We start from the raw sequence: 13,400 nt of genomic DNA on the forward strand, positions 1-13,400 counted from the left end.
CACGAGCAGAACCGCAGGGCCGCCCAGCACCGCAGGGCCGACCTGGAGTCCGCGGGAGGCGCACCCCTTCGCCCCCGCCCGGTCCGGTCACGCCACCGGCCCCTGTCCCGTTACGACCGGGAGTCCCGCACGGCTCGTACGGCCCGGTCACGGGTCAGGTCGGGTGGCGGCCCCACACCGGTGTCGCCGCGAGGATCCTGGAGAATCTCGCCTCGGTCCTCGCCGCCGGTCTCCTGCGCGGCGTCCTGGTCCACGGGTCCGGTCCGGGGGCCGGGACCGGTGTGCTGTCCGGCGACCACGCGGGACGGCCGGTGTCGACGAGAACGGCGGCGGTCACGCCGCCCGGGACGGTGGAGGTCTGCGCGCGCCAGCGCCCCTCGTACCGGTCGACCTTGAGATCGGCGCCCAGGAAGGTGACCACCCCGGCGGCGGCCAGGGCGCGCAGTTCCTCCAGGTGCGACGCCGGCGGGCCGCCGGCGAGATGGTCGGAGAACTCCCGGAACCACGGGTCGGACACGCCGGCCTCGGCGAGGACGGCGCGGACCGAGAGCAGGGCGAGGACCATCGCGTGGTCGGCGCTGCGCGCCGGGTCGGAGCGCCGTTCCAGGACGGCGGCGAGGTAGCCGCGCATCCACTTCCCCATCCCCGGCAGGTCGCCGAACCTGATGCCGTGCAGCGGCCGGTCGAGGCGGTCGAGGTCGAGCCGGTCCGGGTGGCGGGGGACGGCGGCGCGGACGAGTCTGCGCATCGCGAGGCTGCCCCACTCCTCCCCCGCGAAGGCCTCCTCGAACTCCTCCCAGGTCGACCGCGCCCGCTCCGGACGGGCGGTGATGAGCTCGTGGTAGTACGCGAAGGCGAGTTCCTTGGCCACCAGGGGCCAGACGTCGCGGCGGAAGTTCCACGGCCCGGCGCCCAGCGTCTCGCGGGTGAGGAAGCGCGGCACCGGCGGCTCGGCGCCGCCGAAGGGATGGGCGAACCCGGGGTGGTACGGCACGCCGCGCTCCGAGCCCACGTGGAGCAGGGGCTCGCGCCCGCCGGGCAGGTAGACCCGCTCCCCGTCGTACCCGTGGACGAACCGGCCGCCCCTGCCCGAGGTGAGCGGCGCCAGCAGACCGGCCAGGGCCGGCCCCGTCCCCTTCACGATCACCGGCTCTCCGGCGGGGACGCCGTCCGGGTCGAGACCCGCGAGGTCGGCGAACCCGGAAGGGCCGGGTTCCGGTGTGGCGCTCTGCGACATGTGGCACTCCCGTGCGCGTCTCGGCGGCCCCCGCGGGGGTCGCGTTCGCGGCACGCCGACCGTGCCGCCGGGTCCTCCCCGGAGGCGCCCCTCGCGACGGAAGGGGCGCCCGTCAATCGGCCGGGGTCTCACATCGACGCATTTAACCTATTTAAAAGGTAGGAAATGCATGGATGACTGTCAAGCCCTACTGTCGGGGGATGTCCTACGAGATCGTGAACGTGGTCTACCGCAAGTACGACGGATCGCTGCACTGGCACCACCGCGGCCTGCTGCTCGGCGAGGACGAACACGGGGTGTGGACGGGCTGCGCGGCAGGCTCCAGCGGCCACAAGGGGGACGGGCCCGCCGTGTTCTGGCCCACCCCCTTCGTGATGCTCTTCCCCCGCGACGCGTGGTGGACGGCCGCCTTCAACGCCGCCCCGAACAAGCACGAGCTCTACTGCGACATCTCCACCGTGCCGCAGTGGCGTGACGGCGAGGTCACCATGATCGACCTCGACCTCGACGTGATCCGGACCCGCCGTGACGTGCCGAAGGGCCGGACCAGGCGGATCTTCCTGGACGACGAGGACGAGTTCGAGGAGCACCGGGTCCGCTACGGGTACCCGCCCGAGGTGGTGGAGAACGCCCGCGCCTCGGCCGCCTGGCTGATGGAGGCGGTCACCTCGGGCACGGCCCCCTTCGGCGCCGCCCCGCACTGGCTCTCCCTGGTCACCTGACCCCCGTCCGGATCGGCGGATCCCGCGCGCGGTCCGCCGGGCCCCGTGCGGCCCGGCGGACCCGCCTACAGCGGCGGGAACCCGGGGGCGCGGCGCTCGACGAAACTGGCCACGCCCTCCACGAAGTCCGGCCGGGAGAAGGAGTCGACCATCAGGCGCACGGCCGCCGACTCCGAGGACTCCAGGCTCTGCTGCCAGTCACCCCAGACCTGGCGCTTGATCACCGCCATCGAGGCCGGCGAGCTGTGGGTGGCCAGCTCCCTCGCGTAGGCCAGCGTCTCCTCCATCAGGCTCTCCCCGGGCACCGACCGGTTGGCCAGGCCCAGCTCGCGGGCCTCGGCGCCGGTGAAGGTACGGCCGGACAGCAGCAGGTCCATGGCCGCGGCCTGGCCCGCCAGGCGCGGCAGGATCCAGGACAGGCCGTACTCGGCGATCAGGCCGCGCCGGGCGAACGCGGTGGTCCACTTGGCCTCGTCCGCGGTGAAGACCAGGTCGCACACCAGGGCGTGGACCATGCCGAGCCCGGCGCAGGCACCGTTGACGGCGGCGATGACCGGCTTGCGGATCGTGGTCGGGAAGGTGGTGGGACGACTGTCGGGCTCGGCGGAGTAGGAACCGTCCTGGAGGGCGGCGAGCGTCTGGAAGTCCGCGCCCGCGCAGAAGCCCCGCCCCGCGCCGGTGACGACGATCACCCGCACCCCGGGGTCCTTCTCGGCCTCGGCCAGCTGGTCGAAGTAGCGCCGGCCCATGTCGTCGGTCCAGGCGTTCAGCCGGTCCGGCCGGTTGAACGTCAGCGTCAGCACACCCCGCTCGATCGACGACAGCACCAGATCGACCATTCCGCCTCCCTTCGGGGAGCCCCGGGGGGCTCCCGCACGAGAACCTCCGGCGGGAGGTTACAGAATATCGTTCTACACCCTTCCCGGTCCGGCGTCAGCAGGGCCGGGCCGGCCGGAGGTCCGGCACACCTCCGGCCGGCCTCCCGATCCTCCGGACCGGCCTCCCGACCTTCCGGCCTCCCGACCTTCCGGCCTCCGCGGATCGACCTCCCGGCCCTTCCCCGGTCGGCCTCAGGCCCTCCGCGGGCCGTGGGTCAGCCTCCCCACCCTCCCCCGCGGCCGAGCCCGCGCTCCAGGGAGTCGGGGTGGTGGACGAAGTTCGGCATGAGCAGCCGGTCCTCGTAGTAGCGGTGGAACACCGGGGTGACCGAGGCCGACATCGGCGGAACGATCCAGCTCCAGTCCGCCGGACAGACCCGGCCGGCCTTCTCCTCGCGCTCCAGGTGCTTCAGGAAGTGCCGGGACTCGGTGTGGTGGTCGGTCATCGTCACCCCGGCCCGCCCGAAGGAGTGCAGGACCGCGGCGTTCAGCTCCACCAGGGCGTAGTCCCGCCACAGCGAGCGCTCGCTGCGGGTGTCCAGTCCCAGACGCCGCGCGATCAACGGCGTCAGGTCGTAGCGTCCGGCGTCGGCCAGGTTGCGGGCGCCGATCTCGGTGCCCATGTACCAGCCGTTGAACGGCGCCGCCCGGTAGCAGACCCCGCCGATCTCCAGGCACATGTTCGAGATCACCGGAACGGCGTGCCAGCGCAGTCCCAGCTCCTCGAACCAGGCGTGCACCGGATGCGAGATCGGCACCTCCAGCACGGCGTCACCGGGGAGCGTGGAGAGCAGCGGCGGGCCGTCCCCCACCGAGATCGCCAGCGGCAGGACGTCGAACGGGCTTCCGGGGCCGCCGGGCCAGCCCAGCTCGCGCAGCGTCGCGGTGAAGTCGGTGTAGCGGGGGTCCCCGACGACGGAACCGTCCGCCATGCGGTAGCCGGCGTACCGGATGAGCTGCTCGTTCCAGATCCGGGGCCCGGGGGTTCCCGGCCGGTCCTGGGCGAAGACGGTGATCGTCGGGCGGATCCGGCGGGCCGGCGCCGCGTCCCGCAGGTGGTTCACGCACTCGACCGCGACGCCCTCGGCCGTGGTGACGTACCGCCGGTCGCGCACCCGCAGCGAGCGCCAGTACAGCCGGCCGATGCACCTGCCGCTGTTGCGCCAGGCCACCCGGGCGCCGAAGACCAGCTCGTCGGGGGTGTGCGTGTACGTACCGGTCCGTGCGATCTCCCGCCGGACCTCGCGCAGCCGCTCCCGCGGGTCACCTGCCCCGGGATTCTCCGCGTGGAACAACCTCAGATAGTCCTCGGCCGCGGTCTCCACGTCCGCCCCGGCCCTCTCCTCGGACGGGGCCCGCACGACCGCCGGGGGCGTCTCGGGGACGGCATGGACCGGATCCGGGGCACGATGTCGGGATCTTCGCCAGGTGAGCACAGCAAAACCACCCAATGTGGCTCACGGGCACGGGGCCATTCCGGGCGGCACGGTGCCCTGAACGCGGCGGCCCTTCCCCGCTGCGATCGGTGTGGTCCGCGGCAGCCGCGCCGGTCCACCCGCTGCGATCACGGGGTCCCGGGCACGGCGATCTTATTTTCTGTGATTCGCCGTGGTTTGTCCGCTGAATCGGGATACGAACGGCGAAGGCCCCGGAAGCTGGGCTTCCGGGGCCTTCGTGATGGCTCCCGCGATAGGACTCGAACCTATAACCTGCCGGTTAACAGCCGGCTGCTCTGCCGATTGAGCTACACGGGATCGCGCTTTGCGCTGGTCGGAGCGGATGTTCCCCGTTCCTTGCGGCGCAGGAATAGATTAGCGCACTCCATGGGTGTGTGTCGCATCGATACTCCGGGGTAGGGGCGGGACGAGTGGCGATCCGCAGGTGATCGCATCACGGGGTCCGGCGGAACATGCTTGTGGAGGTGGACATGCGTTATCGGATGATGTTCTGTGTGGGATTCGCGGCCGGTTACGTCCTGGGGACCCGTGCCGGGCGGGAGCGTTACGAGCAGATCAAGCAGCTTGCCCAGCGGGTCTCGGAGAACCCGTCCGTGCAGGAGACCGCCGGCCTGGTGGGCTCCAAGGTCTCCAAGGCCACCGGTGTGGCGAAGGACAAGGTCAGCGACGTGGCCAAGAACCGGCTGCCGTTCCTGAAGCCGACCAACGGCTGGCACGGCGACGAGGCGGACGAGACCGGCACCGGCTGGCCGGAGAACCAGAAGACGTCCGCGCCCTACTGACCGGCAGGCGCCGCTTCCGGGCCCGCGGGCCGGGAAGCGGCCCGCGGGCCGGGAAGGCCCCTCCGGGGGCCTTTTCGCCGTGCCCGCCAGGGGTGAGGCCCGCCGTGCCCGTCAGGGCCGAGGTCCGCCTTCGCCGTGCCCGTCCGGGGCGAGGTTCACCGTACCCGTCAGGCACGAGGCCCCGGCGGCCCCGGCGGGCCCGGCTCAGACGCCGAAGCTGCGGCGCGTCTCCTCCAGCGCCTGCTCGGCCAGGGCGCGCAGGCCCGGGTCCTCCGGGTCGAGACCGGCGTCGAAGACGAACTCCCAGACCAGCCTGTCGGCGTCGGCCTTCCTGGCCACCAGCCGCACTCCCCCCCGGGCGTCCAGCGGGACGTACTGGTTGACGACGATCGAGGCCGTCACCCGCTCGCGTACGGTCTCGGGGATCCGTCCCGGCTCGGGCAGCAGGGCCCGGTGCGAGCGCCCGTCCGTGGTGACGACCGTCAGCCCCTCCTCGTCCCACATGCCGCGATCCACCTGGAACCAGGGAAGGCGCGCGCCTCCCAGGTACAGGGCCCGGTCGGTGGCGATCACGTGGCCGCCCGGCCCCTCGGCGTAGGTGAGCACCCGGTCGCCCGGGACGACGGCCGCGCGGACCTCGGCGGGCATGCGGTTGAAGAGCCTCATCCCTCCACGGTATCGGCGAGCAGGTCCAGGGTGAGCGCCGCCGACCAGGAGAAGTCCCGGCTGCCCCGGCCGCTGCCGTCGAAGGGGTCGAAGCACTCGCGGAAACCCGCCTGCCGTACCAGGCGCAGGGTGCTCGCCCCGAGCACCCGGACCAGCCCCGCCAGATCGTGGACGGCCGCGGCCCGGCGCAGCAGCCAGTTGGTGTTCACCCAGGACGGCCCGCGCCAGTAGCAGGACCGGTCGAACTCCTGGGCGCGGATCTCGCAGCTGGGCACCGGGTAGCCTGCGGCCCCCATGAAGCGGGGCGACTCCAGCACCCCCACCAGCTCCGCGACGTGGTCGGCGGGCAGTTCCCGGTCCAGCAGCGGCCCGAAACAGCCGATCGTGCAGACGGGGCTGAGCCCTCCGCCGCGCAGGTCCCGGGCGCGGAAGAGACCGTCGGCCCAGAGGCGTTCCAGCAGTGCCGCGCGGATCCGCTCCACCGCCACCCGGTGCGGGCCCGGGTCCGCGCCCGCCACCGGCGCCAGCTCGGCCAGGGCCTGGCAGGAGGCGAGCCAGATCCCGTTGAACATCGGGTCCTCGACCGCGAACGGGTGCTCGTCGCGCAGGTAGGCCGCCTCGTAGCCGGAGTCGCGGTAGCGCAGGGCGAGCGCGACGTAGCGGTCCTGATGGCCGCCCGGACGCCCCTCGGAGGACTCCGCCCGCCGGTAGGGGGTGCCGGCCGGCGGCACCGCCTCCAGCGGGGCGTCCCAGACGGGGCTGTCGTCCATGCCCGACTCCCAGGGGTGGACGATCGCGGCGAGCCCCCCTCCGCCGAGGTCCCGGACGGTGGCGAGGTAGTCGTGCTGGGCGACCAGCATCGGGTAGAGCCTGCGTACCAGGGCCGTGGCGGTGTCGCGGTCGGTCGCGTACCGCCAGATCCACCACAGCGCGAGCGCGTGCAGGGGCGGCTGCGTCAGCCCGGAGGTGCCCACCCCGTTGGGGGCTGACCGGTGGTCCCGCGAGCGCCATACCGACGGGCCGGGGAAGTAGGCCTCGGCCCGGACGGGCCGGAAGACGATGTGCGGCACCATGCCGTTGCTCCACTGCCCGGCCAGGAGGCTGAGCAGTTCGGTGCCGGCCCTGCGGGTGTCCCAGCGGGCCAGGCCGATCGCCACGAAGGTGGAGTCCCAGTTCCACTGGTGGGGGTAGAGGCCGGGGGCGGGGACGGTGGCGGAGCCCGTCCAGTTCGCGTCGAGCACGGCCCACGCCTCGCGTCCCAGTGCGGCGTCGTCGACCGCCGCTCGCGACTCCATCCGCCCAGTCTGCGCCTGTATCGTCCCGGAGAACAGCCCGGAACCGGGTCGGGACCGGTCCGATACGCCCGAGGGTGACCGCGCGGACGGCACCCGAAGGGCCGGTGACCCGGTGGAAGCCGGGTCACCGGCCCTGCCTGGACGCCGGGGCGGCGCCTCGGACGAGGTGGCGGCGCCTTCAGTCGAGGTAGTCGCGAAGCATCTGCGCCCTGGTCGGGTGGCGCAGCTTGGCGAGGGTCTTCGACTCGATCTGCCGGATGCGCTCGCGCGTCACCCCGAACTCCCTGCCGACCTCCTCCAGCGTCCTGGGATGCCCGTCCGCGAGCCCGAAGCGCAACTGGATGATGCGCTGCTCCCGGTCCGACAGGGTGGCGAGGATGTCGTCGAGCTGGTCCTGCAGCATGATGAAGGCGGCTGCCTCCATCGGCACGACCGCGTCCGCGTCCTCGATGAAGTCCCCGAGGTCGGAGTCCTCCTCACCGATCGGGGACTGGAGCGAGACCGGCTCCTGGGCGATCCGCTGGATCTCGATCACCCGGTCGATCGGCAGGTCCATCTCCAGCGCGATCTCCTCGGGAGCGGGCTCACGGCCCAGGTCCTGGTGGAGCTGGCGCTGGACCCGCACCAGTTTGTTGATCGTCTCGACCATGTGCACCGGGATCCGGATGGTGCGCGCCTGGTCCGCGATCGCCCTGGTGATCGCCTGGCGAATCCACCAGGTGGCGTATGTGGAGAACTTGTAGCCCTTCGTGTAGTCGAATTTCTCCACCGCACGGATGAGCCCGAGGTTGCCCTCCTGGATGAGATCCAGGAAGAGCATGCCGCGTCCCACATATCTTTTGGCGATTGACACCACCAGGCGAAGATTGGCCTCGATCAGCCGTTGCTTGGCCCGCGTTCCCTGCCAGACGAGCTCCCTGAACTCCGGGAAGCCCAGGCGTGAGACGACGCCGGTCAGCTTGTCCTCGGCGAACAGGCCCGCTTCGATCGACTTGGCGAGCTCCACCTCCTCCTCGGCCGTGAGCAGGGGCACCCGACCGATCTCTCGCAGGTAGATGCGGACGAGATCGCTGGTCGGCGCCCTTTTACCGACATCCTCCTCATCGGGCCGGGCGGGCTCCTCGTCGCCCTGGGGCTCGAGGACCTCCACTCCGTGCTCGGTGAGCATGCGCACGACGCGTTCAAGCGCGTCGGACGGCAGCTCGGATTTGTCGAGAGCGGCGGCCACGTCATCGACCGTGACGCTTCCGCGCTCTCTTCCCTTCGCGACGAGGTCGGCCACCTGGTCTACCGATGGCGGCCCACTTGGCAGCACCGATGCACCCACGGGAGACAGTCTGCTGTATTGGCTCCCCAAAATGGCAGACCTATTTTTGTCACCGAAGGTAAGGCCGTGTTCCTTATAGGATCGAGACCTTATTAGGGTTTGGTGGAATCACCGGCTGGATATTAAAGCCCATTACGCCGTCAACTCGCGGCGGTGCGCTCCTTGAGGACGCGCCGCTGCTGCTCCAGCGCGACCAGCTCGCCGAACAGCCGGTTGTACTCCTGCTGCTCCTCGACCGGGTTGGTCCGCTGCATCCGTGACTTGAGCTGTTCGATGGCCCGTGCCACCGAGACGAGTTCCAGGGCGGCCATCATGGCCGAGGCGTAGCGCTCCTCGCTCGCCAGGTCGGCCCGGAGCTCCTCCACGGCGAACCGGGTGACCATCCCCCGCAGGGAGTCCTCCGCCTTGCCGAGCAGCAGGTCGACCCACTCGCGGCCGCCCTGCCCGGCCGCGGCGGTGCCGCCGCAGTCGACGATCAGCCGGTAGAGGGCCACGTGCTCGGGGAGCGTGAAGGCCTCCGGGCCCACCGCCTCGAAGCGGGGGCCGAGCAGCGCGGGACGCTGCACGGCCAGCCGCAGCACCTCGGCCTCGGTCCGGACCCCGGGGTCGGTCAGGTCGGCGACCCTGCGCGGGCCCGCGGGACGCCGGTCGCGCGGCTGGGCCGCCGCGGAGATCTCGGCGATCCGGTCGATCACGAAGCGCTCGTTGTTGAACCCCAGCCACCGGTCGAGGTCGACGGCGTAGAGCTGGCGCAGGGACCTGTCCTTGATGCCCGCCACGATCGGGGCGGCGGCGTCCAGGGCGGAGAGCCGGCCCTCGTTGGTGCTCACGTCGAACTTGGAGATCACGCTGCGGATGGCGAACGCGAACAGCGGCTCCCTGGCCGCGATCAGATCCCGCACGGCCGCCTCGCCGTGCTGGACGCGCAGGTCGCACGGGTCGAGCCCGTCGGCCTGCACCGCCACGAAGGTCTGGGTGACGAACTTCTGCTCGTCGGCGAACGCGCGCAGCGCCGCCTTCTGGCCCGCCGCGTCGCCGTCGAAGGTGAAGACCACCTCGCCGTGCGAGCCCGACTGGTCGAGCAGCAGCCTCCTGAGCACCTTGATGTGCTCCTCGCCGAACGCGGTGCCGCAGGTGGCCACCGCCGTCGGCACGCCGGACAGGTGACAGGCCATCACGTCGGTGTAGCCCTCGACGATCACCGCCTGGGAGCGCTTGGAGATCTCGCGTTTGGCCAGGTCGATGCCGTAGAGGACCTCGCTCTTGTGGTAGAGCGGGCTCTCGGGGGTGTTCAGGTACTTCGGGCCGTCCTCGGCGTCGTTCAGCTTGCGCGCGCCGAAACCGATGACGTCGCCGGTGATGTCGCGGATGGGCCAGACCAGCCGCCCCCGGAACCGGTCGATCGGGCCGCGCCGCCCCTCCTTGGCCAGCCCGCCCTTGATCAGCTCGGCGGCGGTGAAGCCCCGGCCCATCAGGTGCCGGGCGAGCGCCTCCCACTCGGCCGGGGCGTACCCGACGCCGAACCGCTCGGCGTCGACCCTCTCGAAGCCGCGCTCGGACAAAAAGCGGCGTCCGGGCGCGGCGTCGGGGGCCGACAGCTTCGAGACGTAGAACTCCGCCGCCGCCCGGTGCGCCTCGATCAGGCGGCTGCGCTCGCCCTGCTCGCGGCCGGGCACGTACCCGCCCTGCTCGTAGCGGAGCTGGACGCCCGCCCTGTTGGCCAGCCGCTCGACGGCCTCGCCGAACGACAGGTGCTCCAGGCGCCGGACGAAGGTGATGACGTCACCGCCCTCGGCGCAGCCGAAGCAGTACCAGTACCCCCGGGTGGGGGTCACGTTGAACGACGGGGTCTTCTCGTCATGGAAGGGACAGAGCCCTTTCAGATTGCCGCCGCCCGCGTTGCGGAGCTGGATGTGCTCGCCCACGATGTCGGCGATCGGTGAGCGCTCCCGTACGAGCGCGATGTCCTCATCACTGATCCGGCCTGCCACGCCGCGAGTCTAGTCCGGCTCCCCGACAGGTCGGGCGGTACGGGAGGGGCGCCGGGGGCAGGAGGAACGACGACTTTCCCGAAGAGGTCGTGACCAACCATGACGTCGGTTACAAAGGTAGAAGCGATTTCTCGATACTGTACGCGGGTGGAGATCATGCGATCGGGGCACAAGGCACGACTGGCCGCCGTGACCGGTGTGGTGCTCGTCACCGGGGCCTGCGCTTCCCCGGGCGGGGTGGCCGGCATCGGCACCGCGCCCCCGGTTCCCGGGGCGGGAGGCGCCGCCGGGACGCCCGGCTCGGTCACCGCGACCATCCCGGACTCGACGCCGACCCCCGTCCCGCAGACGGCGGTCGACCGTCCCAAGGCCGACCCCCCGGTGCGGGTCCCGCCGCCGAAGCTCTCCAGGCACACCTACGCCTTCCCGGTGAGGGGCTGCTCGGTCGACTACGAGCGCCGCCTGCTGGTGCTGCCCAAGACCACGATCTGGGCGGGCAAGGGCTGCACGTTCGTCTCGCCGGTGTCGGGGGTGGTCGACGAGGTCAACACCAAGAACCGGTGGAAGCCCTCGACCGACCGCGGCGCCGACCGCGAGGGCCGGTTCGTCACGGTCGTCGGCGACGACGGGGTGCGCTACCTGGGCGGTCACCTGGACCAGGTCGCCGAGGGGGTCAGGCCGGGGGTGCGCGTCACCGCGGGGCAGGTGCTCGGGCAGGTCGGCAATTCCGGCAACGCGCGCTCCACCGCCAGCAACCTCTACTTCGCGATCTCCTGGAAGACCTCCCCGTCGCTGTGGTGGGTCCGCCGCGGCATGGTCAATCCGTGGAACTACCTGGACGCCTGGCTGACGGGCAATCCCACCCTCTCGCCCCGGGAGGAGATGCAGGCCGTGATGAACCGGACGGGGGCCACCCCGCGGTGCTCCACCCTGTGCGCGTCCAAGCCGCAGCCCACCAAGAGGCCGAAGTCCACGCCGAAGCCCGAGGAGCCCGAGCAGGTCACCCTGGGCGGCGACGGCGGCATCGGCTGATCCTCCCCCGCCCGGCCCCCTGACCTTCTCCCGGCCGCCCCGTCCCGAACCGGCCCGAACCGGTCCGTGACGGGGCGTGACGGGACGGGGCTGGGCGTGACGGGACGGGCGAACGGCCCGGGACCGTGAGTCGGACCGTGGTGCGCCGGGACCGTGGTCAGCGGCCCGACAGGTGGCGGTGCCAGGCGACCGCCGAGGTGTCGGTGAGCGAGGCGATCTGGTCGATGACCACGCGGAGCCGCCCGGCGTCCCCGGTCGCCCGGGCGAACGCGGGCCTGAGCGCGGGCTCCAGGGTGCCGGGGGCGCCCAGCATGATCTGGTGGGCCAGGTCGTGGATGAGCTCGCGCTGCCGCGCCTGGTTGGCGTTGTGCTCGTGCCCGGTCATCACGTAGTGGGCGGTGACGCCCTTCAGCAGCGCGCACTCCAGCCGGGTGGCCCTGGGAACGATCAGGTCGGCGCTGTAGCGCCCGGCCGCCGGTCCGTACGCCTCGCGGGTGGCGACCTCGGCCGACCTGCAGAAGTGACCGATGAGCGAGCTGGTGAGGCCCTTGATGGCGGCCAGGTGGGCGAGCGAACGGTCGAAGTGGCGGGGCCAGAGCGGTTGGGTGATCAGGCGGGAGAAGAGGTCCTCCAGCTCGCCGGGCTCGGCGTCGGGGGCGTACCAGTCGCGGGTGGTGGCGCAGACCTCGCGGCGCTCCGCCGGGTCGCGCAGCGCCTCGAGCACCACGTCGCCGGAGTGCAGGGCGTCCTCCAGGTCGTGCACGGAGTAGGCGACGTCGTCGGCCCAGTCCATGATCTGGGCCTCGAAGCTGACCTGCCCCTCCGGCGCCCCCTCCCTGATCCACGCGAAGACCGGCATGTCGTCGTCGTAGACGCAGTACTTGGCACTGCGCTCGCGGGTCCACGGGTACTTCACGGCGGCGTCCAGGCAGGCCCGGGTCAGGTTGAGCCCGGCGCTGCGGCCGTCCTCGGTGACGACCTTGGCCTCCAGGCGGGTCAGCAGGCGCAGGCTCTGCGCGTTGCCCTCGAAGCCGCCGCAGCCGCTCGCCAGCTCGTTGAGCGCCGTCTCCCCGTTGTGGCCGAACGGGGGGTGGCCGAGATCGTGGGCCAGGCAGGCGGTCTCCATCAGGTCGGGGTCGCGGCCGAGCGTCCCGCCCATCTCCCTGCCGATCTGCGCGCACTCCAGGGAGTGGGTCAGGCGGGTACGGGGGATGTGCTGGCCGGCGCCGAAGGTCTCCCCCGGGCCGACGACCTGCGTCTTGGCCGCGAGCCTGCGGAGCCCGGCGCTGTGCAGCACCCGCGCCCGGTCGCGCTCGAACGGGCTTCTCCCGGGGTTGCCGGGCGGTTCCGGCACCCACCTGGCCTGGTCGTGTTCGTCGTAACGGTGCATACGTGCAGTGATTTTATCCGCGAAAGCTCCGCTCATGCCGAACGGCGGGAAAACACCTGGTTACCGGGGGTACGGACCCCGGGCGGCATCCGCCCGGGGTCCGACGGGGGACGTGGGGACACGGGGGCGTCAAGGCGGGGGACGCCGGGACGCGGGGAGGGCGGCGGCCCGCCGGGTCAGCGGGTGTCGGACCCGGCGCAGGCCAGGGTGGCGCGGGCGGCCTCCAGGCGGGCGACCGGGATGCGGAACGGCGAGCAGGACACGTAGTCCAGGCCGGCGCGGTGGCAGAAGTGGATCGAGTCGGGGTCGCCGCCGTGCTCGCCGCAGATGCCCAGCTTGAGGTCGGGGCGGGTGCTCCGCCCCTGCTCCACCGCGATCTCGACGAGCCTGCCGACGCCGTCGGCGTCCAGCGTCTCGAACGGGGAGACGCCGAAGACACCCAGCTCCAGGTACTTCGCGAAGAACGCGGCCTCGACGTCGTCCCGGGAGAAGCCCCAGGTCATCTGGGTCAGGTCGTTGGTGCCGAAGGAGAAGAACTCGGCAGCCTCGGCGATCTGGGCGGCGGTCAGCGCGGCGCGCGGCACCTCGATCATCGTGCCGATCAGCGCCTCGACGCCCACCTC

The 13,400-nt window shown here is 72.0% G+C and carries 12 protein-coding genes, 1 tRNA gene and 1 riboswitch; of the genes, 3 read left to right on the forward strand and 10 right to left on the reverse strand.

The features are described 5' to 3' along the window. Nucleotides 1-154: 154 nt before the first annotated feature. Nucleotides 155-1,237: a hypothetical protein gene (locus tag AB0G16_RS37105; protein WP_362815469.1), complete on the reverse strand. Its 1,083-nt coding sequence runs from the start codon at nucleotides 1,235-1,237 to the stop codon at nucleotides 155-157. 36 nt (nucleotides 1,238-1,273) lie between these two features. Next, nucleotides 1,274-1,385, reverse strand: a riboswitch (SAM riboswitch). A 52-nt stretch (nucleotides 1,386-1,437) separates the two neighbouring features. Here AB0G16_RS37105 and AB0G16_RS37110 point away from each other — a divergent pair. Next, nucleotides 1,438-1,959 carry a DUF402 domain-containing protein gene (locus AB0G16_RS37110; RefSeq protein ID WP_362815470.1) on the forward strand — a complete coding sequence of 174 codons (522 nt, stop codon included), beginning with the start codon at nucleotides 1,438-1,440 and terminating at the stop codon, nucleotides 1,957-1,959. Between the two features lie 65 nt (nucleotides 1,960-2,024). Here AB0G16_RS37110 and AB0G16_RS37115 read toward each other — a convergent pair whose 3' ends face one another. The 3 genes from AB0G16_RS37115 to AB0G16_RS37125 form a co-directional block, all read right to left on the reverse strand. Beyond that, entirely contained in the window at nucleotides 2,025-2,798 is a 774-nt protein-coding gene (locus AB0G16_RS37115) for an enoyl-CoA hydratase (RefSeq protein WP_362815471.1), read from the reverse strand. A gap of 254 nt (nucleotides 2,799-3,052) precedes the next feature. Continuing rightward, nucleotides 3,053-4,198: a nitric oxide synthase oxygenase gene (locus tag AB0G16_RS37120; protein WP_362815472.1), complete on the reverse strand. Its 1,146-nt coding sequence runs from the start codon at nucleotides 4,196-4,198 to the stop codon at nucleotides 3,053-3,055. Nucleotides 4,199-4,515: 317 nt separating this feature from the next. Next, nucleotides 4,516-4,591: transfer RNA gene (locus AB0G16_RS37125), tRNA-Asn, on the reverse strand. 173 nt (nucleotides 4,592-4,764) lie between these two features. Here AB0G16_RS37125 and AB0G16_RS37130 point away from each other — a divergent pair. Further along, entirely contained in the window at nucleotides 4,765-5,076 is a 312-nt protein-coding gene (locus AB0G16_RS37130; RefSeq protein ID WP_362815473.1) for a YtxH domain-containing protein, read from the forward strand. Nucleotides 5,077-5,280: 204 nt separating this feature from the next. Here the strand turns inward: AB0G16_RS37130 and AB0G16_RS37135 are convergent, their stop codons facing one another. The 4 genes from AB0G16_RS37135 to dnaG form a co-directional block, all read right to left on the reverse strand. Further along, nucleotides 5,281-5,742, reverse strand: a complete 462-nt coding sequence (locus tag AB0G16_RS37135) for a hypothetical protein (RefSeq protein WP_362815474.1) — start codon at nucleotides 5,740-5,742, stop codon at nucleotides 5,281-5,283. Next, a complete protein-coding gene (locus AB0G16_RS37140) occupies nucleotides 5,739-7,037 on the reverse strand; it encodes a hypothetical protein (protein WP_362815475.1) in 1,299 nt (432 codons plus the stop codon). The genes AB0G16_RS37135 and AB0G16_RS37140 overlap by 4 nt, the downstream gene beginning before the upstream one ends. 178 nt (nucleotides 7,038-7,215) lie before the next feature. Beyond that, nucleotides 7,216-8,352 (reverse strand): RNA polymerase sigma factor RpoD, encoded by a 1,137-nt coding sequence (gene rpoD / locus AB0G16_RS37145; RefSeq protein WP_362815479.1) that lies wholly within the window; start codon nucleotides 8,350-8,352, stop codon nucleotides 7,216-7,218. 152 nt (nucleotides 8,353-8,504) lie between these two features. After that, nucleotides 8,505-10,355: a DNA primase gene (gene dnaG, locus AB0G16_RS37150; RefSeq protein ID WP_362815476.1), complete on the reverse strand. Its 1,851-nt coding sequence runs from the start codon at nucleotides 10,353-10,355 to the stop codon at nucleotides 8,505-8,507. Nucleotides 10,356-10,511: 156 nt separating this feature from the next. On the opposite strand from dnaG, the gene AB0G16_RS37155 reads away from it, so the two are divergent. Then, the gene (locus tag AB0G16_RS37155) at nucleotides 10,512-11,387 is read left to right on the forward strand and encodes a M23 family metallopeptidase (protein ID WP_362815480.1); all 876 of its coding nucleotides are present in this window, start codon (nucleotides 10,512-10,514) and stop codon (nucleotides 11,385-11,387) included. A 157-nt stretch (nucleotides 11,388-11,544) separates the two neighbouring features. Here the strand turns inward: AB0G16_RS37155 and AB0G16_RS37160 are convergent, their stop codons facing one another. Together AB0G16_RS37160 and AB0G16_RS37165 are read right to left on the reverse strand one after the other, a co-directional pair. Next, a complete protein-coding gene (locus tag AB0G16_RS37160) occupies nucleotides 11,545-12,777 on the reverse strand; it encodes a deoxyguanosinetriphosphate triphosphohydrolase (RefSeq protein WP_362815477.1) in 1,233 nt (410 codons plus the stop codon). A gap of 176 nt (nucleotides 12,778-12,953) precedes the next feature. After that, a partial coding sequence (locus AB0G16_RS37165; RefSeq protein WP_362815478.1) for a putative PEP-binding protein occupies nucleotides 12,954-13,400 on the reverse strand: 447 nt, incomplete at its 5' end.

This window comes from Streptosporangium sp. NPDC023615, assembly GCF_040640155.1.
Classification (GTDB): Bacteria; Actinomycetota; Actinomycetes; order Streptosporangiales; family Streptosporangiaceae; genus Streptosporangium.

What these genes read in the sequence shown, in the direction of transcription:
- AB0G16_RS37105 (WP_362815469.1), bottom strand. Translation starts at nt 1,237, where the DNA reads ATGTCGCAGAGCGCCACACCGGAACCCGGCCCTTCCGGGTTCGCCGAC.
- AB0G16_RS37110 (WP_362815470.1), top strand. Translation starts at nt 1,438, where the DNA reads ATGTCCTACGAGATCGTGAACGTGGTCTACCGCAAGTACGACGGATCG.
- AB0G16_RS37115 (WP_362815471.1), bottom strand. Translation starts at nt 2,798, where the DNA reads ATGGTCGATCTGGTGCTGTCGTCGATCGAGCGGGGTGTGCTGACGCTG.
- AB0G16_RS37130 (WP_362815473.1), top strand. Translation starts at nt 4,765, where the DNA reads ATGCGTTATCGGATGATGTTCTGTGTGGGATTCGCGGCCGGTTACGTC.
- AB0G16_RS37135 (WP_362815474.1), bottom strand. Translation starts at nt 5,742, where the DNA reads ATGAGGCTCTTCAACCGCATGCCCGCCGAGGTCCGCGCGGCCGTCGTC.
- AB0G16_RS37140 (WP_362815475.1), bottom strand. Translation starts at nt 7,037, where the DNA reads ATGGAGTCGCGAGCGGCGGTCGACGACGCCGCACTGGGACGCGAGGCG.
- AB0G16_RS37155 (WP_362815480.1), top strand. Translation starts at nt 10,512, where the DNA reads ATGCGATCGGGGCACAAGGCACGACTGGCCGCCGTGACCGGTGTGGTG.
- AB0G16_RS37160 (WP_362815477.1), bottom strand. Translation starts at nt 12,777, where the DNA reads ATGCACCGTTACGACGAACACGACCAGGCCAGGTGGGTGCCGGAACCG.